We start from the raw sequence: 22780 nt of genomic DNA, 5'->3' as shown, positions 1-22780 counted from the left end.
GTCACACGCGTGCGCTCACTTGCCCTCTGACGAGGTCCTCCACCCGCGCCCGGAGAGCGAGGAACTCCGGGGTCCGCTTGAGCGCGAGCTCCCGCCGGTCGGGAAGCGGCACCGGCAGTTCGGCCGCGACCCGGCCAGGGTTCGAGGTGAGGACGATGACGCGCCGCCCGAGCAGCACGGCCTCCTCGACGTCGTGGGTGACCATGAGCACGGTGGCGCCGGTGTCCTGCCAGACCTGGTGCAGGAAGACCTGCATGTCCTCCTTCGTCTGCACGTCGAGGGCGCCGAACGGCTCGTCGAGCAGCAGCACGGACGGCTCGCAGGCCAGGGCGCGGGCGATCGCCACCCGCTGCCGCTGGCCGCCCGACAGCTGCCGGGGCAGGGCCTTGGCGAGGGGCGACAGGCCGACCTCGGACAAGTACCAGTCGACGCGGCGCGCGCGCTCGGCGGCGGGCAGAGGCAGCAGCCGCAGGCCGAACCCGACGTTCTCGGCGACCGTGAGGAACGGGAACAACGCCCCGGACTGGAACACGAGCCCGCGCTCGGGCCCGGGGCCGCTCACCGGGCCGCCGTCGAGCTCGATGGCGCCGCCGGTGACCGGCTCCAGCCCGGCGATCATGCCGAGCAGTGTGGACTTGCCGGAGCCGCTGGCCCCCACGATGCACACGAAGTCGCCGGGCTCCACCTCCAGGCCGATGCCGTCGAGCACGCGGCGGCCGCCGTACTCCTTGACGACGTCGCGCAGGACCAGCGTCACGCCGCCCACCTCCCCATTCTGGCCCTGGCCAGCCTCAGCCCCACGTCGATGGCCAGGCCGATCACGCCGATCACGACGAGCACCGCGAAGATGCGGTCGGTCTGGAGGAAGCGCTGGGCGCGGACGATGCGGTAGCCGAGCCCCGACTCGGCCGCGATCAGCTCGGCGACGACCACGAAGTTCCAGGCGGCGGCCGCGTTGACGCGCATCGCGTCGAGCATGCCGGGCAGCGCGTACGGCCAGACCACCTTGCGCAGCACCTCACCGCCGGTGGCACCCAGCGTGGCGGCGGCCTTGCGCAGCTCGGCCGGGACGGCGCGGACCGCGTCGGCGGTCATCAGCGTGTTGAAGAACACCACGCCGATGACCAAGATCGCGATCTTGGAAGGCTCCCCGAGGCCCAGCCAGATGATCAGGAGCGGGATGAACGCGGACGCGGGCAGGTATCTCAGCATCCCGATCACCGGTTCGAGCAGCGCCAGGGCGACCTGGGAGGTGCCCATGGCCATGCCCAGCGGCACCGAGATCGCCACCGCCAGCGCGAACCCGGCGCTCACCCTGCCCAGGCTGGCGGCGGCGTCCGACAGGAGCTGCCCGCTCGCCGCCATCTCCGCGAACGCCTGCGCCACGGCGGCGGGCGACGGCAGGAACGTCGGATCGACGACGCCCAGGGAACTGACGACCGCCCAGAGGGCCAGCGGCACGAGCACGGCCACGGCCCGCAGCGCCCACCGCGTCCGCGCCGGCAGCACCCGGCCGCGTCCCTCCGGCCGCCGGCCCAGGCCCAGCAGCCGGGCGAGCGGAGAGACGGGCTGCCGCGGCCGCTCGCGGGCGGGGCGCTTGGGGAGCGGCGGCCAGTCAGCGCGGTCTCCCGGCCGCCGCCCGCTCACCGGCCCCGCGCCCCCGACATCGGTCGCCGGGTCCTGGACACCCGCCTGCGCGGGGACCACGCCTCGGAAACCATCCCCCTCCTGGACCGCACCCTGAGAACGGGGCCTCTCCGGCATCGCCCCCTGAGAACCGGTCTCCTCTACGGCGGCGCCCTGAGAACCGGCCCCTTCTGGGACCGCGCCCTGGGAGCCGGAATCCGGCAGTCCTGCGCCGTGGGAGCCGGGCTCCTTCGGGACCGCAACCCCGGGGTGGGACCCCTCCGGGCCCGCGACGCCCGGCACCGGTACCGGGTCGGCGAGGTCAGGAGCGGCAGGTCGCCGGGACGGCGGGCCGGAGTCCGCCCCCGGTGCTGGAGGGCGGGATCCCAGGGCTGGAGGGCCGGATTCCAGGGCCGGGGGGACGGGTCCCGGCTCCGAGGTGCGGGATGAGGCGGCGCGGGCCGGGCCCGTCATGATGAGGCCCCTTGGACGAAGCGCGGGTCCAGGAGGCCGTCCAGCGGCGGGGCGGCGTCGGCGAGGCCGGATTCGGTGAGGAAGGTCGCGATCTCCTTGGCCTGCCGCTCCAGGCTGCCCGAGGTGAACGCCTCCACGTTCTGGGCGAGGGAGAAGATCGTGGTCCCGGCGTCGTACTCGGCGTAGTCCTCCTCGCTCACCCCCGCCCGCTTCGCCATGATCGTCCTGGCCTCCGCCTTGTTCGCGTCGATCCAGGCCAGCGTGTCGAACCAGGTCTTCACCAGCCCCTGCACGACCTCGGGCCGGGACGAGACGAGCTCCCGCGACACCACCAGATGGTCGGGAATGGCCCCGGGGAAGTCCTTGGACGAGGCGATGGCCGTGGCGCCCGGCAGTTCCAGCGCCGTCGTCGTGAACGGCGCGAACACCCCCACCGCGTCCACCTGCCCCGCCTTGAACGCGGCCGCCGCCGCGTCCGTGGGCAGCGGCTTGAACGTGATGTCGTCCTGGGTGAGCCCCGCCTTGCGCAGCGCGAGCAGCAGCAGGTAGTGGTCCACGGTGCCCTGCTCGGCGGCGACGGTCTTGCCCTTGAGCTGGGCCACCGACGTGATGCCCGGCCTGGCGATGATCTGGTCGTTGCCGGTGGAGTTGTCGTTCACCAGCACGACCGTCTGCTTCGCGCCGCCGGAGACGGAGGCGAGCGTGTCGTTCAGTGTCTGGCTGTTGGCGTCGATGTTGCCGGTGGCCAGGGCGGTGAGGCTGTCGGTGTAGCTGTCGAAGTACTTCAGCTCGACCTGGACCCCGTTCTTGGCGAACAGCCCCTTCTCCTGGGCGACCTGCCAGGGGAACCAGCCGGGCCAGGCGGAGAAGCCCAGGGTGACGGCCTTGCCGCCGGACGACGGGGCGGGCGCGGCCGGGCCGCCGCCGCAGGCGGCGCAGAGGGCCAGCAGGGCGGCGATCAGGAGCCGTCGGGTCATGACGCGGTCTCCGTTCCCTTCGATGGGCTCTTCTTCGGCAGGTGGCCGGAGCGGACCAGGCAGCCGAGCGTGTCGCAGATGACGCGGGTGGCGATCAGGGAGGTGATGTCGGCGTTGTCGTACGGCGGGCTGCACTCGACCACCTCGATCCCGGCCAGCGGCGCGGCATCGGCGATGATCTGGATGAACTTGAGCACCTCGCGCGGCAGGAACCCGCCCGGCTCCGGCCACCCGGTGCCCGGCACGAAGGCGGCGTCCAGGCAGTCCACGTCGAACGACAGCCACACGGCCTCGGCGTCGCGCCAGGCGACCTCCAGCGCCTTGGCGGCGGCGGCCTCGATGCCCATCTCGACGCAGTCGGTGACCGTCATGATCGTGGTGCCGCGCTCGCGCCCGACCTTCACGCCGGGCCGGGGCGCCTGCCAGCCGCCGATGCCGATCTGCACGAGGTTCTGCGGCGGCACGTTGGGGATGTCCGTGGCGTGGAACCAGGGTGTCGTGTGCATCCGCTCGTCGAGATCGGTCTCCTGGGTGTCGACGTGCCGGTCGAAATGGATGATCCCGAGGTTGCCCGACAGGTGCTCGGCGACGCCGCGCACGGTCGGGTAGCCGATCGAGTGGTCGCCGCCCAGGACGACGGGGAACGCGCCGCTGGCGTAGACGTGGGAGACGGCCTTGGAGATCTGGTCGAAGGTCTTCTCGATGTTGCCGGGGATCGTGAAGACGTCGCCGAGGTCGGCCATCGTGATCGACTCGCGCAGGTCCACGCCCAGCTCGAAGCTGTAGGGGCCGTACAGGGCGGAGATCCGGCGGATGCCCTGCGGCCCGAACCTGGTGCCTGAGCGGTACGTCGTGCCGCCGTCGAACGGCGCGCCGAGCACGGCCACGTCGAAGTCGCCGCAGGTGCGCACGTCCTCGACGTACGGGGCCTTGAGGAAGGTGTTGATGCCCGCGAAGTGCGGCAGCTCGCCGCGCGAGAAGGTCGGGATGCGGCGGTCCACGATGGAGTCGGCGCCCGGCAGGCCGAGCTCCAGGGCGCGGGCCACCTCGCGGTCCCAGGCGGTGGTGGGCAGTTCGGCCTCGCGTTCGACGGCGAAGCGGGCCTCGGGTCCGTAGTCGTCGTGCAGCTTGCGGGGATGCCAGTGCATTCGAGCTCCGAATGATCGTTGCCCGGCCGGAAGGCAGCCAGGCGATGGCTGAACTCCCGGGCTTTTGTCCCGCCGTGGAGCGGCCTTGTCAAGACCGCCTGCACCTCTTGGACCAGACCCGTGTCAAGCCGGCGGAACCCTAGGTGCGCCTCACGCTCTCGGTGAGTCCCCCTCAGTGCACTCCCGTGGTGTTTCCGTGCCGTTAAGACCTTGTTCCAGTCGCCTTACCGGTGCCCGGTCCGCGGGCGCTTCGGCAGTAGGTCATATGGTGATCCCATGACTTCTGTCGCAGTACTCGGAACCGGGATCATGGGCGCTCCCATGGCCCGCAACATGGCCGGGTCCGGCCTCCAGGTGAAGGTCTGGAACCGCACGCCGGAGAAGGCGCGGCCGCTCGAGGCCGACGGCGCGGTGGTCGCGGGCTCGCCGGCCGAGGCGGTCGAGGGCGCGGACGTGATCGTCACGATGCTGGGCGACGGCGAGGCGGTACGCGCGGCGATGTCCGCCGCCGCCCCCGGGCTGAGGTCCGCGCAGGTGTGGGCGCAGATGAGCACGGTGGGGCTCGCGGCCGTGGAGGAGTTGGCGGCGCTGGCGGCCGAGCATGGGCTGACGTTCGTGGACGCGCCGGTGCAGGGCACCCGGCAGCCCGCCGAACAGGGCAAGCTGGTCGTCCTCGCGGCCGGTCCGCAGGCGGCCAGGCCGGCGCTGGAGCCGGTGTTCGACGCGGTCGGGCAGCGTACGCTCTGGCTCGGCGAGAACGGCGCGGACGGCACGGCCTCCAAGCTGAAGCTCGCGACGGTCAGCTACGCCATCTCGCTCACCGCCGTGGTGGCCGAGTCCCTGGCGCTGGCCGAGGGGCTGGGCCTGGATCCCGACCTGGTCCGCCAGGTGATCAGCGGCGGGCCGCTGGACAACGCCTACTTCCAGGGCAAGTCCAAGGCGATCATGGAGGGCGACTTCACGCCCAGCTTCACGGTCTCGAACGCCGAGAAGGACACGCGGCTGATCACGCAGGCGGGCGAGGCGGTCGGCGTGAAGCTGGACGTGGTGGCGGCCGCCGGGGAACGCTTCCGCCGCGCGGAGGCACAGGGACACGGCGAGGAGGACATGGCGGCGACTTATTTCGCTAGCTTCGACAAGGGGCAGACGGCTGCGCTGTGACAGCCGCCCATCGCTGATGGGAGTGGAAGTGAGCCCGGGTGTACTGCCGGAATTGACAGGAGCCCGGGCTTTGCGCTTTCCGGACTCAGTCGAGTGTCATGCAGCTCATTTCCACACCCGACCCAAGCGTCTCCCAGAAGCCCGGCTCACCGTGTGCTGCCAATGAGGCCGCTCCCGCGACGATGTCGGGCAATCAGATGAGGGGCTCCTGGACCGCGGGCGCCCACACGGCTCGCAGCCGTGGCGCTATAGCATGCCGGATTCGAAGGACGTCGATCAGTTTCTTGTCGGCCGCGTCCAGAACAGCGTTACGCGACTCGAAGCACACCTCCACCACAGCCCTGTTCCCAAAGTCCCATAGCAGGCGTTCCATGCACTTGCGACGCGCGCGTTCCCGGCACTTCAGGTCCATGCCGGTGCCGAGGGCGACAACGCCCGCAGGCCGCAGCGCCGCCACCGCCTCGACGACCTGGCAGCGACGTTTGTGCTCCTCATCGCGCCACGCACGGCGCTCAGGTCGCTCTCACGAAGCGTGATTAACTCCTCACAATTCGTCCACCTCCGCGAGCGTCCGCCCGCCGGACAACTTCGCGTATCCCGGCCCCCGATCGAAGAACCGGTCCGCCGGAGGCCGCAGGGTGGCCCGCAGTTCGGCAGTGGCCTGCTCGTCGATCCGGTCCCCGTCCAGCACCACCCCGTAGTCCCCCAGGGCGCCGGCGATCGACACCTTCCCGTCGCGGACGTCGGCCGCCACCGCCCGCGGATCCCGGTCGTACGGCGAGCCCCAGCCGCCGCCCCCGGTGGTCCGGATGCGGATGACCTCGCCCGCCTGGACGGGGTGGTCGTCCACCAGGCCCTCCATCTCCTTGCCGCCGATCTCCACCCGGAACGGCCGTCCGGCCAGGCCGCCGTTGACACCCCAGCAGGACAGGATCGAGCGGTCGGCGATCGACATGTACGAGGCGTCCCGCAGCATCCTGATGTGCTTGTCGTAACCGAGCCCGCCCCTGAACATCCCCGGCCCGCCGGAGTCGCAGGCCAGCCCGAGCCGCTCCACCCGGAACGGCCAGCGGGCCTCGGCGAACTCCACCGGGATGTTGCGCGAGTCCGGCACCACGTGGATGGTGTCCTCGCCGTCGGCGTACCAGCGCCCGCCGGAGCCGCCGCCCAGGACCTCCCGCATGAGGTACGGCTGCCCTTCGGCGTCCGTGCCGTACACGCCCGTGTAGCGGATGGTCTCCTGGTCGGCGGGCATGCGCCCGCCGGTGGCCTTGGCCAGGACGCCGGCGAGCACGCCGAGCAGGCGCAGGATGACGAACGTGCGGGCGTTCGTGGGCGCCGGGAAGATCGGCGTGAGGAGTGTGCCCTTCTCCGGGAAGATCATCTTGATGAGCGGCACGACGCCCTCGTTGACGTCGAGCTCCGCCATCCGCTCCGGCGTGTCGGCCAGGTTGCGCAGCACCGGGGCCAGCCACTTCTTCAGGAACACGCCGTCGGCGTAGTCGCCCGCGTGGTTGATCGGGCCCTTGGCCTGCGGCGACGTGCCGGTGAAGTCGATCGTCAGCGGCGACTCGGCGGAGTGGTCGACGGTGAGCGTGATGCGCTGGGTGTGCAGGCGCGGCTCGTCCACGCCGTCGTGCTCGGCGTAGTCCTCCCACACGTACGTCCCCTCGGGGATCTTCGACAGCAGCTCCCTGCGGAACGTCTCCGTGGTCTTGGAGATGATCGCGTCGAAGCACTCCACGACCGCCTGCTTGCCGTACCGCTCGAACAGCTCGCCCAGCCGCCGCGCCCCCATGAGGCACGCCGAGCACTCCGCGTCCAGGTCGCCGGCCAGCGAGTCGGGCATGCGGGAGTTTCGGGTCATGATGCGCAGCGCGGCCTCGTTCGGCACGCCCTGGTCCCACAGCTTGATCGGCGGGACCATCAGGCCCTCCTCGTACACCGAGCGGGCGTGCGAGGGCATGGAGCCCGGCACGGAGCCGCCGATGTCGTCGTGGTGGCCGAACGCCTGCACGAACGCCACCACCTCCCCCTCGTGGAACACCGGCACGGTCACGCACAGGTCCGGCAGGTGGCCGATGCCGCCCTCGGAGAGGTAGACGTCGTTGTGGAAGTAGACGTCGCCGGGCTTCATCGTCTCGATGGGGAAGTCGCGCACGATCGGCTGGACCAGCGCGCTGTAGGAGCGGCCGGTCAGCTTGCGCAGGCGCGCGTCGTGGATGCCGGCGCGGAAGTCGTGCGCGTCGCGGATCATCGGCGAGCGCGCCGTGCGGGCGATGGCCGTCTCCACCTCCTTCTCGACGGAGGCCAGGGTGCCCTCGACGATCTCGATGAGGATGGGATCAGTCACGCTTGACCTCCACGTTTCCGTACGGGTCGACGGTGGCGGTGAAGCCGGGGTGGATGGGGATCGTCGAGCCGTACTCCTCGATGATCGCCGGCCCCTTGACGGTGGCGCCGGGGCCGAGCGCGGCGCGCTGGTGGATCGGGGTGTCGCGGGTCTCGTCGAAGTGCACGGGGCGGACGGACGTGGCGCCGTTGCCGGGCTTGTCCAGGGGGCGGATGGTCGGGCGGGTGATGGGGCCGATGCCGGAGACGCGAAGGTTCACCCATTCGATGCCGTGGCGGGGGTCGTCGCGGTAGGCGTACCCGTAGAGCTTCTCGTGCGCCTCGTGGAAGCGCTCGATCACCTGGGCCTGCCACTCGGCGTCGATCTCGCCGGAGGGGGCGGGGACGCGGACCTCGTAGCCCTGGCCGTAGTAGCGCAGGTCGGCGCTGCGCATGTACACCGGGTCGTCGAAGCCCTCGCGGTCCAGCGCCTCGCCGGCCTGATGTTCCAGGTCGTGGAAGATCTCGGCCGCCTTGCCGAGCGAGAGGTCGCGGGTGACGTACGTGCGGACGTAGTCGTTCTTGACGTCCACCGTGAGCAGCCCGAACGCTGAAACGTTCCCGGGGTCGCGCGGGACGACGACCGACGGCAGGCCGAGGATGTCGATCAGCCGGCACGCCAGCAGCGGCCCCGACCCGCCGAACGTCACCAGCGGGAAGTCCCGCACGTCGAGCCCGCGCTTGACGGTGAGCTGCCGGATGGCGTTGCTCTGGTTGAACGCGCTGATCTCCAGGATCCCGGTCGCGGTGCGCTCGGGGCTGAGGCCGAGTTTGTCGGCGAGCGCCTCGATGCCCTGGCGGGCCGCGTCGGCGTCCAGCGGGATCTCGCCGCCGAGCAGGTGGGGAGGGATCCGGCCGAGGAAGACGTGCGCGTCGGTGACCGTCACCTCCGTCCCGCCCCTGCCGTAGCAGAGCGGTCCGGGGTCGGCGCCGGCGGACTTGGGGCCGACCTTGAGCGTGCCCTCGGGCGAGATCCAGGCGATCGAGCCGCCGCCCGCGCCGACGGTGATGATGTCGATCATCGGGATCTTGCACGGATAGCGGCCGACGGCGCCCTCGGTGGTGATGGACGGCTCGCCGTCGATCACCACGGCCACGTCGGTGGAGGTGCCGCCGCCGTCCAGGGTGATCACCGACTTGTGCCCGGCCGTGGAGGCGATGAGCGCGGCGCCGAGCGCGCCCGCCGCGGGGCCGGACAGGACGGTGGTGATCGGCTGGTTGACGACCTCGCGGGCCGACAGGATGCCGCCGTTGGACTTCATGACCGAGAACGGCCGGCCCAGGCGGGCGGACAGGTTGGCGAGGTAGCCGCGCATGGCGGGTTTGACGGCGGCGTCGACGAGGGTGGTGACCGAGCGTTCGTACTCGCGGTATTCGCGCAGCACGTCGCTCGAAAGCGAGATCACCGCCTCGGGGTGCTCGCGCCACAGCACCTCGCGCATGCGGCGCTCGTGCTCGGGGTTGGCGTACGAGTGCAGGAAGCACACGCCGATCGCGGTGATGCGCCTGGCGCGGAACCAGCGGGCCACCTCCACGGCCTGCTCCTCCGAGAACGGCCAGACCTCGTTGCCCAGGTGGTCGAGCCGCCCTCCGACGGTCTTCACCAGGTGCACGGGAACGATCCTGGGCGGCTTGACCCAGAAGTAGGAGTTGCCGTAGCCGTCGGGCACGCTCTGCCTGGCGATCTCCAGGATGAACTCGAAACCCTCGGTCGTGATGAACCCGAGGTTCCCGATCCGGTCCTCCAGCAGCTGGTTCGTGGCCACCGTGGTGCCGTGCACGATGGAGCCGACGTCCAGCTCGCCCAGCTTCGCGATGCCCGCGAGGAACCCGTCCGCCGGGTTCCCGGGGGTCGAGGGGGTCTTCGTGGTGAGGATCTCACCGGTCTGCTCGTCCACCGCGACCACGTCGGTGAACGTGCCCCCAGTGTCCACTCCGATACGGACGCTACGCATGGCTCCTCAGCTTCGGCGTCGGCCGAGCACTTCGTCGATGACTCGGGGCGCGTTCTCCGTCCCGACGTAGGCCGCCAGGCGTACCACCATCTCCTGGGACCTTGCGAGCTCGGCTTCGACCCTGGCCTTCCCCGATTGCCCGGCCTGCACCCCGAAATACGCTCCGATGATGGTACCGATCACTCCGGCCACCCCGGCGAAGAGCGGGGCGAATTCCGCAGAGGCGAACACAGCGGCGCCGAAGGCGGCCAGGACCGCGACGATGCCCGCCACGACCACGAGGAAGCCGTAACGCCAGCGCGTCGCGTCAGCCTGGGCCGCCGTCAAGTCGTCCTGCTTCATCATCGCGTCGAGCGACGCGGGTTTATCGGTCACCACAGTTCCTCCAAAACCTCAGGGGGAAAATGTCCCACGAGGTCCTAGAACAAGCCAAGCCACTAAGCTGGCGGCCCGTGACTGAATCGTCTGCCTTGTCTGCTGTGCCGTCTGGTGCCAGGGATGCCGTAATGAAGTTCTACTTCGGCCCCATGGATTGCGGGAAGTCCACCCTGGCGCTTCAGATGAACTACAACCACCGGCGGCAGGGACGGCGGGGCCTGGTGCTGACCAAGCACGACCGGTCGGGCGGACCCAAGATCACCAGCCGGATCGGGCTCGGGCTGGAGGCCATCGAGGTGGACGACTCGCTCGACCTCGTCAGCCTGGTGACGGCGGCGCGCGACCGGGTGGACTACCTGATCTGCGACGAGGCGTGCTTCTACACGGTAGAGCAGATCGAGCAGCTCGCCGACCTGGTGGACGAGCACGGTGTGGACGTGTACGCGTTCGGCCTGGCCTCCGACTTCCGCTCCGTGATGTTCCCGGCGGCGCAGCGGCTGTTCGAGCTGGCCGACGAGGTGTGCCGGCTGCAGGTCGAGGTGCTGTGCTGGTGCGGACGGCCGGGTCAGCTCAACGCGAGGGTCGTGGGCGGGGTGATGGCGCGGACCGGCGAGCAGGTCGTGATCGGCGACACCGACGCCTCGCCCGTGCGCTACCAGGTGCTCTGCCGCCGCCACCACCGCTCCGGCCAGCTCGGCGAGGGCGGCGCGCCCGTGACGAGGTCACACTAGGCGGCTCAGTACGTCTCTGAGCAGGCGGGCCTCCTCGCCCGAGAGGGAGGCGAGGAAACGCTCCTCCGCCTCCTCCACGGCGGGCACGGCGGCGCGCAGCGTGTCGTGCCCGCGCTCGGTCAGCTCGACGGCGTTCTTGCGCCGGTCGCCGGGGTGCGGCCGGCGGGCGACGAGCTTCTTGGCCTCGAGGGCGTCGATCATGGCGACCATCGTGGTGCGGTCGATGCCCAGCCGCTGGGCCGCCTCCTGCTGCGACAGCGGCTCAGCGGTGTCGAGTGTGGTGAGCACGGCGAGCTCGCGGCCGTCGATGCCGTACGGCTCCAGCGCCGGCCCCGTCACCTCCGCCAGCCGCAGCGACGCGTGCTTGAGCAGGTAACCCAGGCGACGTCTCGACACGTGCCCATTCTCGCACTACGGTAATCATCAGTGTTACTGATAATCAGTGGAGCTGATTCACAATGCCGAGTTTCGGGATCAAGACCGTCCCCGTCCGCGTCACCTACGGCGAGTTGCTGCGCGTCTGGCAGGAGGCCGACTCCATCCCGGCCATCGAGCACATCTGGCTCTGGGACCACCTGGTGCCGCTGTTCGGCCCGGCGGACGGCGACATCCACGAAGGATGGACGATGCTGGCGGCGCTGGCGGCGCGGACGGAGCGCATCGCCTTCGGGCACCTGGTGACGAGCAACATGACCAGGCCTCCCGCCCTGCTGGCGAAGATGGCGGCCACCGTGGACGCGATCGCGCCGGGACGGCTCGTGCTCGGCCTCGGGGTCGGCGGCACGCGGCAGCCGGGCGACGTCCACGTCCCCCGGGAGTACAACGCGTACGGGCTGCCCGTCGTCTCACCCGGCGAGGGCGTGGCCCGGCTGGACGAGGCCTGCGCCATCATCAAGCGGCTGTGGACGGAGGTCCGGTTCGACTTCGACGGGCGCTACCACCGGCTGCGCGACGCCGTTTGCGAGCCCAAGCCGGCCCGCCGCCCGCCGCTGCTGATCGGCGGATGGGGCGACAGGACCCTCGGCGTGGTGGCACGGCATGCCGACCTCTGGAACGTCCCCGGACCACCGCACAATTCGCTGGAGTTCATCGCCGAGCGGTCCAAGGCGCTGGACGCGCGATGCGCGGAGATCGGGCGCGACCCGGCCGAGATCGTGCGCTCCACGCAGATCATGGTCTCGTACGACGAGCCGGCGGCGGCCCGTACGGAGATCCGGCGGCTCCTGGACCTCGGCATCACGCACATCGTGATCAACCTGCTGCCGCCCTTCCCCGACGGCGCGGCCACCTGGGCGGCCGAGGAGATCATCGATCAGATCGCGCAGTAACCGTCCTCGTCGCAGCCGTCCGCGGGGGCGGCCAGCTGGGTGATCGGCGTCTGCCCGGTACGCTCGGCCACCTCGTCGATGGCGGCCGCGAAGGTGTCCTCGGGCTGTGCGCCCGACACCGCGTACTGGCCTTCGAACAGGAACAGCGGCACGCCGGTGATCCCGAGCGCCCGCGCCCTGCCGAGCTGCTCGCGCACCTCCTCGGCGCCCTCGCCGGAGTCCCGTACCCCGACCTCGGCCGCCAGCTTGGCCAGCACGTCCGCGTCGGCCACGTTCAGTCCCTCGCTGAAGTACGCACGGAACAGCCGCTCGGCCATCTCGCCGCCGAGCCCCTGGAGGGTGGCCACCTCGATGAGGCGATGCGCCTCGAACGTGTTGGCGCTCACGGCCCTGTCCTGGTGCATCTCCAGGCCGTCGGCGGCGGCGATGCCGGTGACCCGCTGGACCATCTGCCGGGCGTCCGGCCCGAACTTGCGCTCCAGATACGAGATCAGCGGCTCACCCTCCGCCGGGGCGTCGGGATTGAGCTGGTAGGGGCGCATCGTCACCTCGATCGTGCCGCCCTTGGCCCGGAACCGCTCGGCGGCCCTGGCGAACCTGACGTGCCCGATGTAGCACCAGGGGCACGCGACGTCGGAGAAAATCTCAACCTTCATGACCAAGCACAACCCCGGGCCACCGCCGGGGATTCCTCAGGCGGCGGCCGGTTCCGCAGGTCGGCGCGGTCGTCAGCCGGCGGCGAGCTCCTCCAGCCGGTACGGAAGGTACGCCGAGTCGTCCACCAGCGCCGACGCGCCGCGCCACCAGCCGAACCACTCGCCGCTGCGCCACATCCAGTCCACCCGCTCGATGGCGGCCACCACGTCACCGACCGTCTGCCAGCGCTCGCCGAGCTGATCCCGGGTGGCGCCGTGGCGGATCGCCCAGGCGCGCAGGATGCCCGCGGCGTCGGCGGACACCTCGCGGGCGTACGGGTCGGGGTGCTCCCCCGGCAGCCGGTGCGGGCCGAGCCCGGCCGCCACGCCCCAGCTCCACTGCGCCTCGGCGGGCCGTGAGTATCGCAGGGAGTGGAAGTCCAGGTTGGAGCCGAGATCCTCGTCGGGCCGCCGGGTGACGACCGCGTCGAGCCGCCCGCCCGCGTCGAAGTGGACCACCAGCCGCTGCCCGGGCTTCACCCCCTGCGGCAGGTCGAAGCGGTCCTCGGCCTGCCAGGAGTTGAGGTCGACCTCCGCCACGGGCCGGCCCCACAGCTGGTCGGCGGCGTCGTCGGAGATCCACGCGGCGAGCATCTCCAGCGCGGTCAGATCGGTCCATGGCTCGATCGCGACGGCCGTACGCACCACCTCGTCGGGCGGCGGCAGCTTGCCGCCCCTGGGCCGGCTCCACCACTCCGCGCCGAGCTCCCGGGTGCCGACCAGCAGCGCGGCGATCGCGGCCAGCTCGGCGGAGCGCCTGGTGAGCGAGGCGCCGAGGGCCAGTGCGAGCGTGCGGTCGGTCCGGTCGTCGCCGAGCACGGGGCGTACGTCCGCGATCAGGGTGTCGGCGGTCGGACGCTCCTCGCCCAGCAGGTTGCGTACGATCCGCCTGGCTTCGGTCCGTGCGTCTTCCGCGTGTGCCTGCCGCATACCGCCACGCTACGCCTGGAGATCCTTTTCCGCGAGAGCCCGTCTACCACCGCCCTGCTCCCCCACCCGTTGACCGCCTGGGTGGTGGGCCAACGATGCCCACTCCGGGCCGGCACGCGTCAGCGACGGTCGCTGACTCTGTGCGCATCGGAGGAGTCGCAGCCGACAGGGGACGGCGGGTTCGAACTGACGCTCATGATCGTTCGCCGTTGCGGAGCAAGGTCTGGCCCGGTGCGGGGCCCGGATCAGGCGGTGCGGCGGGAGCGGGCCACAGCCAGCCCGCCGAGGACCGTGCCGACCAGCCCCATTGCCAGGGCCACGGCCGCCCCGAACACTCCATTGCCGGTGCCGAGACCACCGTCGGCGACAGCCAGCTTCACCGCGCCGTTGAGCCCACCCGTCAGCCCCGCCACCAGGGCCACGATGGCTCCTCTCCTCCCGCCGTTGCCGAGACGACGGACCGAGCGCAGCGCCAGCCAGCCAATGACCACGCCGCCCAGCGCCACCAGTGCGGCCACACTGGCCCAGATTCGCTCAGGGGTCCCGAGGAAAGTATCGACACCCTGGCCTGCGCATTCTGCCGGCGTCGTACAGACTGGCGAGGCCGCCTGTGCGGCAAGCGCAAACAGGACGGACATTGAGGATCCTTTCGGTCGAATGACGGGCGCCCGCAGCGTGTACATCGCGGGGACTCGGCCTATGCCGGCCGAGGCTCCGGTGACGAGCGCCAGGGGGCTTCACGGAACCGATCGTCGCGCCGTCGAGGCAGCTGCGGCCTCCGACAGCGGACGGCAGCCTCTACGCAGTTCTGCGTAGCCGACTCATGTCCGGGTACGCCCGTCGTCGTAGCCGGTCGCGCGTCTGGGCGGAGTGTTCTCGCGCGCGGGAACCGTAGGATCGCGGCATGGATGACCGCGCCGCGTCGTTGCGTCTGCCGGTGCCGGCGCAGGATGTGTTGCTCGCGCTCTTCATCACCGTGATGCAGGTTCAGGGCACGATAGTCCGCAATGCCGGCGAGGAGGTGGAGCGACCCCTCACCGACCTGGGATACCTGGGATATGTCCTGCTGGTCGTGAGTGGTGTGGTCGTTGCCGTCCGCCGCCGGTGGCCGGTGCCGGTGTTCGTCACCACGGCGCTCGCCAGCCTGGTCTACTACGGCTTCGACTTCCCGGACGGGCCCGGTTGGCTCGGGCTCTTCGTCGCCCTGTACACCGTGACCGCCTACGGTGACGGGCGCCGGTCGCTGGTGATCGCCGCCGTGGGCACCACGGTGCTCGCCGTCGGCTGGCTGGTCGCCGCGGCCGGCATCGAGCCACCCGCCGCCATCGGCTGGGTGTTCTTCCGGATCGGTGCGTCGGTCATGAGCGCGGCCCTCGGCGAGTCCGTCCGATCCCGGCAGGTCATCGCGGCCCAGGCTCAGCAGCGCGCTGAGCTGGCCGAGCGGACTCGTGAGGAGGAGGCGCGGGCGCGGGTCGACGCCGAACGGCTGCGGATCGCGCGCGAGGTCCACGACACCGTCGCCCACGCCATAGCGATCATCAACGTCCAGTCCGGTGTCACCGCGCACGTGCTCGACAAACGGCCGGAAGTGGCGCGCGAGGCGCTGCGGGCCATCGAGCAGACCAGTTCCCGGGCCCTGCGGGAGATGCGGGCCATCCTCGGGGTCCTGCGTGACGACGACGGTGACGACACCGACGGGCGCGTGCCGTACCCCGGCCTGGGGCAGATCGACGAGCTGGCCGCCAAGGCGCGCGAGGCCGGGCTCGACATCGAGCTCGAGGAGAGCTCCCCCGCGGCGCCGTTGCCGAGCGCGGTGGGCAGTGCCGCCTACCGAATCGTTCAGGAATCGATCACCAACGTGATCCGCCACGTCGGCCCGACTCGGGTGACGGTGGCGCTCAACCCCGGAATCGAGGTCTTGGAGATCCGCGTGACCGATGAGGGCCGCCGTGCCGCCTCACGTGACGACCCCGCGAGTCCGCCCCTACCGGCCCGGCATCCGACCGGCACGGACAGCACAAGCAGCACGGACAGCACAAGCAGCACGGGCAGCACGGACAGCTCGGCCAAGACCGGCCGCGGGATCCTCGGCATGCGCGAGCGCTGCCGGCTGCTGGGCGGAGAGCTCGACGCCGGGCCGCTTCCGGGCGGCGGGTTCGAGGTCAGGGCACGGCTGCCCCTCGCGCCGAGCGGGTCGCGCCTGTGAACGCGGCCGGGTCGCCGTCGGCCGACGCTCCGATCAGGGTGCTGCTCGCCGACGATGAGGGGCTCGTGCGCTCCGGGTTCAAGGTCCTGCTCGATCTCGAGGACGACATCACGGTGGTGGGAGAGGCCACCAATGGCGCCGAAGCCGTCGAGCGGGCCCGCGCCACCCGCCCCGACGTCGTCCTCATGGACATCCGCATGCCCAAGCTGGACGGTATTCAAGCCACCGCCCAGATCGCCGGGACGCGCGGGTTGGAGCAGGTCCGGGTCCTCATCCTCACCACCTATGACACCGACGAGAACGTCTTCGACGCCTTGCAGGCCGGCGCCGGCGGCTTCCTGCTCAAGGATGCCGGGCCGGCCGAGCTCTTGCATGCCATCCGGGTGGTCGCCGCCGGAGAGGCGCTGCTCGCGCCGCGGGTCACCCGACGCCTTATCGGCCAGTTCACCGCGCGACGAACAGCTGCCCGGGCCGCGGAGGATCGGCTCGCGGTGCTGACTGAGCGCGAGCGCGAGGTGCTGGCCTTGGTGGGGCAGGGACTGAGCAACCACGAGATCGGTGCCCAGTTGTTTCTCAGCCCGGCCACCGCGCGTACCCACGTCAGCCGCGCGATGGCGAAACTGGGTGCGCGCGACCGTGCGCAACTGGTGGTCATCGCTTACCAGACAGGACTGGTCAGCCCTGCCATGCCGGACACGGCCAGGCCACGCTCGCGCGACGACCGGACGTAGATGATCATCTCGTTGTCGAACACCTTGGGCGCCCGCCGTGGCGGCCGCGTGCGCCGGCCTGGGCTGTCTGCGCCGCGAACGAGGGCGGCTCCTACACGCTCGGCGAGATCACCCGCGTCCTCGGCATCAAGAAGCAGTCCGTCCACGAGCTGATCCGCAAGGGGATGGCGTTGCTCCGAAGAGCAGCGGCAGCAGCTCAGACAGCGGTCGTCGACTCCGCCCCGGCCCCGCAGGTGGACACGGAGACGATGCTGCGCGAGCTGGTCCGGCGGTACCCCAACGTGGTCCCGGGTTCGGGGCGGGGCCACCATGGCCCGCTCGCCTGATTGGTCTCCACGGACGAGGAATGCCAGAGGTGGGGCGGCAGGGGGTGTCGAGCGGCCGGGCGGTGGCGTGGTGGCGCGTGACGGTGGCCAGGGTGTTGCCGGAGGGCCGGAGCGGGTGGTGCGCGTCGGCGGTGGCAGGGGTCGAGGTGTGATCGGGGCGATGTTCGGGCGCCCGCATGGCGGGGGCGGGCGTGGGATGATCGGCGCCATGCGTGCGCCTGATGCCGGACTCAGCGTCTTCCCCGCCGTTCCCGACGACGTCCGGGTGGTCGATCTGGCCTGGAACGAGATCGGCGAGGTGCCCGGCTGGGTGGGCGGGCTCACTTCCCTGGAGGAGCTGCGGCTCGACGGCAACGGCCTGCGTGCGTTGCCCGATCTGTCCGGGCTCACCGCACTTCGCGTGCTACACCTCGACGGCAACCGGCTCACGGACTTCCCGGAGTGCCCGCCGCACCTGGAGACGCTCTTCCTGTACGGCAACCGCATCCCCGCGCTCCCCGACCGGCTGCCCGCCACGCTGCGGCACCTGGCCGTCGGCGGCAACGGGCTGACCGAAGTGCCCGGATCGCTGTGGAAGCTGACGGGGCTCGAATCGCTCAACCTGGCCGAGAACACGCTGACCGAGATCCCGGCCGCCGTCGGCGGGCTGACGCGGCTGCGCATGCTCGATCTCGGCCACAACCGGCTCACCGAGATCCCGCCGGAGATCGGCGACCTGCGCCTCACCGACTACCTCTACCTGAGCGACAACCTGTTCACCGAGGTGCCGGAGGCGATCGGCCGGCTGGACCGGCTCGCGTACCTCAACCTCACCGACAACCGCCTCACCCGCCTCCCGGACACGATCGGCGCCATGGCCGCGCTGGTGGAGCTGCGGCTCTACAACAACCGGCTCGAGTCGCTCCCCGAGTCGGTCGGCGGCCTGGCGCGGCTGCGCGAGCTGCATCTCCAGGGCAACCGGCTGACGCGGCTGCCCGCCTCGATCGCCGGACTCGGCGAGCTGCGCGTCCTGGATCTGCGCAACAACCACCTGCGCGCCCTGCCGGACGCCATGCCGCCCGGCCTCACCCACCTCGACCTGCGTAACAACCGGCTGCGTGAGCTGCCGGAGAGTCTGGCCGAGCTGCCCGCCCTGGACAAGCTCGACCTGCGGTGGAACAAGCTCGACGGTGATCCGGGCGTGCTCGGGAGGCTGGCCGCGCGCGGTTGCGTCGTCCTGCGCTGATCCGCCCCAGAAAGGTGTCCGATGAACTGGGACGGCCTGATGCTGAACCGCGTCCCCGGACCCTGCGTACCTCCGCACATGACGACATTTCCACGTCTGGCCGCTTTCGCGCTGCTGGCCGGGCTGGTCACTGGTTGTTCCCAGAGCATCGGGAAGGACAGCGACTACGCCGCGGCGGGGAACGTCCCACAGGCCACTGCCCTCACCATTGAGCAGATCTCCGCCAAGGTCGGCTGCAAGCCGAAGATGCAGGTCGACGCCGATGACCTGCGCACCGCGTACTGCAAGACCCGAGAAGGCGCGTTCTTCGTCAACACGTTCAAGACCGAGAAGCTCAAGGACGAGTGGATGGACCGGGCGCCCGAGTACAACCCCCACCTGGTCGGGCCCCGCTGGACCGTCCTGGGGCCGCTCGAGGTGCTGGAGGTGCTGAAGCCGACGCTCAACGGCGACCTCCACCTGACCGACCACCGGGTCTCGCAGACGCCCAAGCCGAACTGAACCCGGCTCAGCGGGACTACGTACCTCCGCACATGACGACATTTCCACGTCTGGCCGCTCTCGCGATGCTGGCCGGGCTGGTCGCCGCCTGCTCCCCGGCTCACGGGAGCGGCGGCGGCTCCGTCGCAGCGGGCGGGCAGGCCAACGCCGCCCCCCTCACCGTCGAGCAGCTCTCCGCCAGGGTCGGCTGCAAGCCCCGCATGCAGGTCAACGCGGCCGACGTCCGCACCGGATACTGCAAGACCCCGGACGGAGAGTTCCTCGTCACCACCTTCCGGACCCAGGCCGGGAAGAAGGCCTGGATGGAGGCCGCCCCCGGGGACGACCCGCACCTCGTCGGCAACCTGTGGACGGTCATGTCGAGTCGCTCCGTGCTCGACCTGCTCAGGGAGCGGCTCGGCGGCGACGTCCACCTGATCGACCACAAGACCAGGAAGATGCGGGTCGTCGGCTGATCCGGGGAACGGCTCCTAACGCAGCCGTTCGTACTGGGCTCTGATCTCGCCGGCGGACGCCACCCGGTCCAGGAACATCAGCCCGTCCATGCGGCAGTCGCACGGGTTCTGCTCCCTGGTGTTCTGCGGGTAGCTCCCGCCGATCTTGATGCCTCTCGGGTCGGTCGCCGACGTGACGTCCGGCTCGGGGTCGCCCTCGACGCCCCACGGGTCGCCGGCCACGGTGTTGAAGCCGTCGAGCGGCCGGCCGTTCCTGTAGAGCTTCATCGTCGCGGTGTCGAAGTCGAACGTCGCGGCGAGGAACACCCACCGGTCCTTCGGCAGGATCTGCTGCCACGGCCGGTTCGCGGCGAACGTCTGCGAGCTGCTGCCGTCCACCCGCCGGGCCAGCGCCACCACGCGCAGCTCGCCGTTCACGGTGATCAGCTCGAGCAGCGCCCTGACGTCGTGGCCCTGGGAGTTGCCGCTGAGCACCCCGGCCAGGCCGATCGCGTTGAAGAAGTCGGCCGGGTCCTCGGTGTTGGAGTTCGGCGCCGGTCCCGTGCCGAGCATCTTGAACCAGCCCATGATGGTCACGCCCTGAACGCCGTTGAACGCCCGCAGGGTCGGTACGCCGTTCTCGCCGTAGATCCCCGCCTTCCAGTCGTCGTTGCCCGCCGTGGCGGGCTCTACCTGGCGGGTCTGGAGCGCGTTCTTGCTGCCCCGGTAGGCGCGGTCGGCCACCCGCATGGCGGCGCCGCCGTTGACCAGCGCGATGTTCGTGCCCGACAGGCCCTGGTCCTGCTCCTGCGCGGGGTCGCCGGGCAGCGGGTGCTCGAAGTCGTACGCCGCCACCACGTCGTCACGCAGGCTCGGCACCACGTCGGGCAGCGCCCACGCGGCCTTGGTGACCTTCCAGATCTTGCCGTTGGCCTTCGACAGGACATACAGCTCACCGGCCGCGTCCCGGCCGAAGCGCAGGTCGACGCGGTTGTGGCCGGCCAGCTCCTGCATGGTCACGCGCTTGCCGGTCGCGTCTGCGAGGAGCGGCTTGTGGATGGTGGCGCGACGACCGGTCTGCTCGCGCATCTCGGCGGCGACGGTGAAGAACACCTGGCCGTCCACGATGTCGCCGAACAGGTACTTGCCGCGCAGCAGCGGCAGCTGCCGCCCGCGGTAGACGAACCCGCCGACGACCGCGTGGCCGCTGTCGGACGTGCAGGGGTGTCCGGGCGGCGGGTCGTGGTCGTAGGCGGCCACCGGGTACGTGTAGCCGAACTCGGCGTCGTTGTCCGGCAGCGTGTAGAGGTTGCAGCGGTCGGCCTTGTCGAACAGGAACGGGCCCTCGCGCTCGCTCCAGCCCAGGTTGTCCCCGGCGCCGACGTCGTAGATCGCCTCGATGGCGTGCTCGCCGATGTGGCCGAGGAACATGCGGTTGCCGGCCTGCGGGTCCCAGCTGAAGCGGTGCGGGTCGCGCATGCCGAGGGCGTAGATCTCGCCCAGCGCGCCCGGCCGGCCGGTGAACGGGTTGGCGGCGGGGATGCCGTAACGGCCGTTGGCGCCGTTCGTGCCGAACGGGTCGATGCGCAGGATCTTGCCGTGCGGCACGGCCAGGTTCTGCGGGTCGTCGCTGCTCACGCCGCGGCCGCCGTCGCCCGCCGCGATGTAGAGCAGGCCGAAGTCGGGGTCGCCGCGGCGCGCGGTCGGGTTGAAGTCGATCTGCTGGATGCCGTGGATCTGGCCGGAGAAGCCGAGCCGCAGCATCTCCCTGCGGGTGCCGGAGAAGGTGCCGGCCCTCGGGTCGGTGGCCGTCCATTCGGTGATCACGCCGTGGAACCTGACGCCGGGCTGCGGCGGCAGGTCCGGGGTCTTGGTGGTGAGCGCGTCGCCCCACTCGGTGTGGACGGTGTAGAACTTGCCGTTCCTGGCGAAGTCCGGGTGGAAGGCGGCGAAGCCGAAGCCGCTGCCGAGGCCGCGGCCGGAGATGAAGTCGGGTGCGAAGGTGGCGCCGACGTCCAGGTATTCGCGTGGCTGGCCGCCGGACTTGCCGAGGAGGTAGAGCTTGCCGTTGAGGTCGTTGACGTACAGGCGGCCGGAGCCGTCGGGCAGCTCGCCCAGGTAGTTGATCCTGGCCCAGCGGACCAGCCGCTGGTCGGTGGGCGGCGGGATGGGCTCGGTCTTCGGGAAGGAGGCGAACTCCTCCAGCGTCAGCGTGAGGGCCGATGGGGTGGGCTTCTCGGGGATGGGGTCGTCGATCGGGGTCGGCTCGGCCAGTGCTGAGGCGGGAGGCGTGGCTAACGCCGTCATCGCGAGGACGAGCGCGACCGTGACGTGGCGAAGGGCTGTCATCGGGAAACCCCCTGTTCGCAACCGCTTCCGAAAGCGCTTACGCGCCAGCGGATCGTAACCCGGGAGTCAGGTCTGTCAAGGGCCCCGAGCTCGATGGCGGCGCGGCCACCGCGCGGGCGGGGGACCGCCGTGCCGGGCGAGGGCGGGACCGCCGTGCCGGGCGAGGGCGGGGCTACCGTACGGGCGGCGGTGCGGTGGAGGCGCGGACCACCAGCTCGTGGCTGGTGCGGCGGCGCCGCGGGCGGGAGGCGGGCGGCTTGAGCACCAGCTCCAGGGCCTGCTTGCCCATCCCGACCATGGGCAGCCTGATCGTCGTGAGCGCGGGGTAGACGTCGCGCGCGGTCGGCACGTCGTCGAAGCCGGCCACCGAGATCTCCTCGGGCACCCGGCGCCCGTGGTTCAACAGCCACGACAGCGCGCCCACCGCCATCGGGTCGTTCAGCGCGACCACGGCCGTCAGGTCGGGACGCGCGCGCATGAGCCGCGCGGTGGCCGCCGCGCCGCCCTCCCTGGTGAAGTCGCCGTGCACGACCGGCACCGCACCCCAGTCGAGCCCGGCCGCGTCGAACGCGGTGCGCAGCCCCGACAGCCGGTCCTCGACCGTGGTCAGGTTGGCGGGGCCGCCCAGCACGCCCAGCCGGCGGTGGCCCAGGCCCAGCAGGTGGCGCATGAGCGTGGCCGCGCCGCCCGCGTTGTCCGGCAGCACCGCGTCCACGGCCAGGTGGTGGCGGCCGATCACGGCCACCCGGCCGCCCGCCGCGCTGTACGAGCGCACCTCGGCGGCGATGTCGGCCTCGGTCGCCGCCTCGATGTAGCCGGAGCCGGCCAGCACGATGCGGGTCACCCGGTGGGCGCGCAACGCGCGGATCCGCGCCAGCTCGGCGCCGGGGTCGCGCTCGGTCTGGCTGATCAGCGCCAGGTAGCCGAGGCTCTCGGTCCCGCGCAGCACGCCCCTGGCGATCTCGCCGAAATAGGGATCGCCGACGTCGTGCACGATCAGCCCGATCATGGACGCCTGTCCGCCGGCCAGCGCCCGCGCGTGGCTGTTGGGCACGTAGCCGACCTGGGAGGCGACCGCCTGCACATGGGCCGCGACCTGCGGGCTGACGCCCGTGCTGCCCGTCATGGCACGCGAGGCGGTGGCCAGCGAGACCCCGGCGGCCTTGGCGACGTCCACGAGGCGGGGCGGCCGATGTGCCATACGAACCCCCCTT

At 71.2% G+C, this 22780-nt stretch carries 22 protein-coding genes and 1 riboswitch; of the genes, 9 read left to right on the top strand and 13 right to left on the bottom strand.

Going from position 1 to position 22780, the window contains the following annotated elements; genetic code table 11:
• Window position 1 precedes the first annotated feature (1 nt).
• The 4 genes from ID574_RS03915 to ID574_RS03900 all read right to left on the bottom strand — a co-directional run bounded on the left by ID574_RS03915 (window position 2) and on the right by ID574_RS03900 (window position 4225).
• Window positions 2-757: an ABC transporter ATP-binding protein gene (locus ID574_RS03915; RefSeq protein WP_188187353.1), complete on the bottom strand. Its 756-nt coding sequence runs from the start codon at window positions 755-757 to the stop codon at window positions 2-4.
• On the bottom strand, window positions 754-1707 hold the full coding sequence (locus ID574_RS03910) for an ABC transporter permease (protein WP_223166342.1): 954 nt from the start codon (window positions 1705-1707) through the stop codon (window positions 754-756). The genes ID574_RS03915 and ID574_RS03910 overlap by 4 nt, the downstream gene beginning before the upstream one ends.
• A gap of 389 nt (window positions 1708-2096) precedes the next feature.
• Window positions 2097-3077 carry an ABC transporter substrate-binding protein gene (locus ID574_RS03905; protein ID WP_188187351.1) on the bottom strand — a complete coding sequence of 327 codons (981 nt, stop codon included), beginning with the start codon at window positions 3075-3077 and terminating at the stop codon, window positions 2097-2099.
• A complete protein-coding gene (locus ID574_RS03900; protein WP_188187350.1) occupies window positions 3074-4225 on the bottom strand; it encodes an agmatinase family protein in 1152 nt (383 codons plus the stop codon). The genes ID574_RS03905 and ID574_RS03900 overlap by 4 nt, the downstream gene beginning before the upstream one ends.
• Before the next feature lie 51 nt (window positions 4226-4276).
• A riboswitch (guanidine-I (ykkC/yxkD leader) is annotated at window positions 4277-4379 on the bottom strand.
• A gap of 122 nt (window positions 4380-4501) precedes the next feature.
• Between ID574_RS03900 and ID574_RS03895 the strand changes: the two genes are divergently transcribed.
• Window positions 4502-5386, top strand: coding sequence for an NAD(P)-dependent oxidoreductase (locus ID574_RS03895; protein ID WP_188187349.1), 885 nt, complete (start codon window positions 4502-4504; stop codon window positions 5384-5386).
• Window positions 5387-5930: 544 nt separating this feature from the next.
• On the opposite strand, the gene ID574_RS03890 is transcribed toward ID574_RS03895, so the two are convergent.
• The 3 genes from ID574_RS03890 to ID574_RS03880 are packed head-to-tail and all read right to left on the bottom strand — an operon-like array spanning window position 5931 to window position 10107.
• Window positions 5931-7739, bottom strand: a complete 1809-nt coding sequence (locus tag ID574_RS03890) for a hydantoinase B/oxoprolinase family protein (protein ID WP_188187348.1) — start codon at window positions 7737-7739, stop codon at window positions 5931-5933.
• On the bottom strand, window positions 7732-9732 hold the full coding sequence (locus ID574_RS03885; protein ID WP_188187347.1) for a hydantoinase/oxoprolinase family protein: 2001 nt from the start codon (window positions 9730-9732) through the stop codon (window positions 7732-7734). The genes ID574_RS03890 and ID574_RS03885 overlap by 8 nt, the downstream gene beginning before the upstream one ends.
• Before the next feature lie 6 nt (window positions 9733-9738).
• The gene (locus tag ID574_RS03880; RefSeq protein WP_223166341.1) at window positions 9739-10107 is read right to left on the bottom strand and encodes a hypothetical protein; all 369 of its coding nucleotides are present in this window, start codon (window positions 10105-10107) and stop codon (window positions 9739-9741) included.
• Between the two features lie 131 nt (window positions 10108-10238).
• Between ID574_RS03880 and ID574_RS03875 the strand changes: the two genes are divergently transcribed.
• On the top strand, window positions 10239-10841 hold the full coding sequence (locus ID574_RS03875) for a thymidine kinase (RefSeq protein WP_188187345.1): 603 nt from the start codon (window positions 10239-10241) through the stop codon (window positions 10839-10841).
• Here ID574_RS03875 and ID574_RS03870 read toward each other — a convergent pair.
• The gene (locus tag ID574_RS03870) at window positions 10833-11237 is read right to left on the bottom strand and encodes a MarR family winged helix-turn-helix transcriptional regulator (protein WP_188187344.1); all 405 of its coding nucleotides are present in this window, start codon (window positions 11235-11237) and stop codon (window positions 10833-10835) included. The genes ID574_RS03875 and ID574_RS03870 overlap by 9 nt on opposite strands.
• Before the next feature lie 62 nt (window positions 11238-11299).
• Here ID574_RS03870 and ID574_RS03865 point away from each other — a divergent pair, with 62 nt between their 5' ends.
• Complete coding sequence (locus tag ID574_RS03865; RefSeq protein WP_188187343.1) at window positions 11300-12169, top strand: LLM class flavin-dependent oxidoreductase; 870 nt, start codon at window positions 11300-11302, stop codon at window positions 12167-12169.
• Here the strand turns inward: ID574_RS03865 and ID574_RS03860 are convergent.
• The 3 genes from ID574_RS03860 to ID574_RS03850 all read right to left on the bottom strand — a co-directional run bounded on the left by ID574_RS03860 (window position 12154) and on the right by ID574_RS03850 (window position 14432).
• A complete protein-coding gene (locus tag ID574_RS03860) occupies window positions 12154-12825 on the bottom strand; it encodes a DsbA family oxidoreductase (protein WP_188187342.1) in 672 nt (223 codons plus the stop codon). The genes ID574_RS03865 and ID574_RS03860 overlap by 16 nt on opposite strands.
• Before the next feature lie 72 nt (window positions 12826-12897).
• Entirely contained in the window at window positions 12898-13794 is an 897-nt protein-coding gene (locus ID574_RS03855) for a hypothetical protein (RefSeq protein ID WP_188187341.1), read from the bottom strand.
• Between the two features lie 245 nt (window positions 13795-14039).
• A complete protein-coding gene (locus ID574_RS03850; RefSeq protein WP_188187340.1) occupies window positions 14040-14432 on the bottom strand; it encodes a DUF6223 family protein in 393 nt (130 codons plus the stop codon).
• Between the two features lie 266 nt (window positions 14433-14698).
• Between ID574_RS03850 and ID574_RS03845 the strand changes: the two genes are divergently transcribed.
• The 6 genes from ID574_RS03845 (at window position 14699) to ID574_RS03825 (ending at window position 19238) form a co-directional block, all read left to right on the top strand.
• The gene (locus tag ID574_RS03845; protein WP_188187339.1) at window positions 14699-16000 is read left to right on the top strand and encodes a sensor histidine kinase; all 1302 of its coding nucleotides are present in this window, start codon (window positions 14699-14701) and stop codon (window positions 15998-16000) included.
• 32 nt (window positions 16001-16032) lie between these two features.
• Window positions 16033-16731, top strand: a complete 699-nt coding sequence (locus ID574_RS03840) for a response regulator transcription factor (protein WP_223166506.1) — start codon at window positions 16033-16035, stop codon at window positions 16729-16731.
• A 346-nt stretch (window positions 16732-17077) separates the two neighbouring features.
• Window positions 17078-17209: a hypothetical protein gene (locus ID574_RS61460; RefSeq protein WP_262495936.1), complete on the top strand. Its 132-nt coding sequence runs from the start codon at window positions 17078-17080 to the stop codon at window positions 17207-17209.
• A gap of 56 nt (window positions 17210-17265) precedes the next feature.
• A complete protein-coding gene (locus ID574_RS03835; RefSeq protein ID WP_188187337.1) occupies window positions 17266-18282 on the top strand; it encodes a leucine-rich repeat domain-containing protein in 1017 nt (338 codons plus the stop codon).
• Window positions 18283-18360: 78 nt separating this feature from the next.
• Window positions 18361-18783, top strand: a complete 423-nt coding sequence (locus ID574_RS03830; protein ID WP_188187336.1) for a hypothetical protein — start codon at window positions 18361-18363, stop codon at window positions 18781-18783.
• Between the two features lie 32 nt (window positions 18784-18815).
• Entirely contained in the window at window positions 18816-19238 is a 423-nt protein-coding gene (locus tag ID574_RS03825; RefSeq protein WP_188187335.1) for a hypothetical protein, read from the top strand.
• Window positions 19239-19253: 15 nt separating this feature from the next.
• Here ID574_RS03825 and ID574_RS03820 read toward each other — a convergent pair whose 3' ends face one another.
• Both ID574_RS03820 and ID574_RS03815 read right to left on the bottom strand, forming a co-directional pair.
• Window positions 19254-21566: a PQQ-dependent sugar dehydrogenase gene (locus ID574_RS03820; RefSeq protein WP_188187334.1), complete on the bottom strand. Its 2313-nt coding sequence runs from the start codon at window positions 21564-21566 to the stop codon at window positions 19254-19256.
• 172 nt (window positions 21567-21738) lie between these two features.
• Window positions 21739-22767 (bottom strand): LacI family DNA-binding transcriptional regulator, encoded by a 1029-nt coding sequence (locus ID574_RS03815; RefSeq protein ID WP_188187333.1) that lies wholly within the window; start codon window positions 22765-22767, stop codon window positions 21739-21741.
• Window positions 22768-22780 lie beyond the last annotated feature (13 nt).

Origin of the sequence: Nonomuraea sp. SYSU D8015 (genome assembly GCF_008065375.1) — a bacterium.
In the GTDB taxonomy this organism is placed as follows: domain Bacteria; phylum Actinomycetota; class Actinomycetes; order Streptosporangiales; family Streptosporangiaceae; genus Nonomuraea.
The sequence above is the reverse complement of the archived record's forward strand: the minus strand, read 5'-3'. Positions and strand labels throughout refer to the sequence as shown.

What these genes read in the sequence shown, in the direction of transcription:
- ID574_RS03905 (WP_188187351.1), bottom strand. Translation starts at nt 3,077, where the DNA reads ATGACCCGACGGCTCCTGATCGCCGCCCTGCTGGCCCTCTGCGCCGCC.
- ID574_RS03900 (WP_188187350.1), bottom strand. Translation starts at nt 4,225, where the DNA reads ATGCACTGGCATCCCCGCAAGCTGCACGACGACTACGGACCCGAGGCC.
- ID574_RS03895 (WP_188187349.1), top strand. Translation starts at nt 4,502, where the DNA reads ATGACTTCTGTCGCAGTACTCGGAACCGGGATCATGGGCGCTCCCATG.
- ID574_RS03885 (WP_188187347.1), bottom strand. Translation starts at nt 9,732, where the DNA reads ATGCGTAGCGTCCGTATCGGAGTGGACACTGGGGGCACGTTCACCGAC.
- ID574_RS03875 (WP_188187345.1), top strand. Translation starts at nt 10,239, where the DNA reads ATGAAGTTCTACTTCGGCCCCATGGATTGCGGGAAGTCCACCCTGGCG.
- ID574_RS03865 (WP_188187343.1), top strand. Translation starts at nt 11,300, where the DNA reads ATGCCGAGTTTCGGGATCAAGACCGTCCCCGTCCGCGTCACCTACGGC.
- ID574_RS03860 (WP_188187342.1), bottom strand. Translation starts at nt 12,825, where the DNA reads ATGAAGGTTGAGATTTTCTCCGACGTCGCGTGCCCCTGGTGCTACATC.
- ID574_RS03855 (WP_188187341.1), bottom strand. Translation starts at nt 13,794, where the DNA reads ATGCGGCAGGCACACGCGGAAGACGCACGGACCGAAGCCAGGCGGATC.
- ID574_RS03850 (WP_188187340.1), bottom strand. Translation starts at nt 14,432, where the DNA reads ATGTCCGTCCTGTTTGCGCTTGCCGCACAGGCGGCCTCGCCAGTCTGT.
- ID574_RS03845 (WP_188187339.1), top strand. Translation starts at nt 14,699, where the DNA reads ATGGATGACCGCGCCGCGTCGTTGCGTCTGCCGGTGCCGGCGCAGGAT.
- ID574_RS61460 (WP_262495936.1), top strand. Translation starts at nt 17,078, where the DNA reads ATGCCAGAGGTGGGGCGGCAGGGGGTGTCGAGCGGCCGGGCGGTGGCG.
- ID574_RS03835 (WP_188187337.1), top strand. Translation starts at nt 17,266, where the DNA reads ATGCGTGCGCCTGATGCCGGACTCAGCGTCTTCCCCGCCGTTCCCGAC.
- ID574_RS03830 (WP_188187336.1), top strand. Translation starts at nt 18,361, where the DNA reads ATGACGACATTTCCACGTCTGGCCGCTTTCGCGCTGCTGGCCGGGCTG.
- ID574_RS03825 (WP_188187335.1), top strand. Translation starts at nt 18,816, where the DNA reads ATGACGACATTTCCACGTCTGGCCGCTCTCGCGATGCTGGCCGGGCTG.
- ID574_RS03820 (WP_188187334.1), bottom strand. Translation starts at nt 21,566, where the DNA reads ATGACAGCCCTTCGCCACGTCACGGTCGCGCTCGTCCTCGCGATGACG.
- ID574_RS03815 (WP_188187333.1), bottom strand. Translation starts at nt 22,767, where the DNA reads ATGGCACATCGGCCGCCCCGCCTCGTGGACGTCGCCAAGGCCGCCGGG.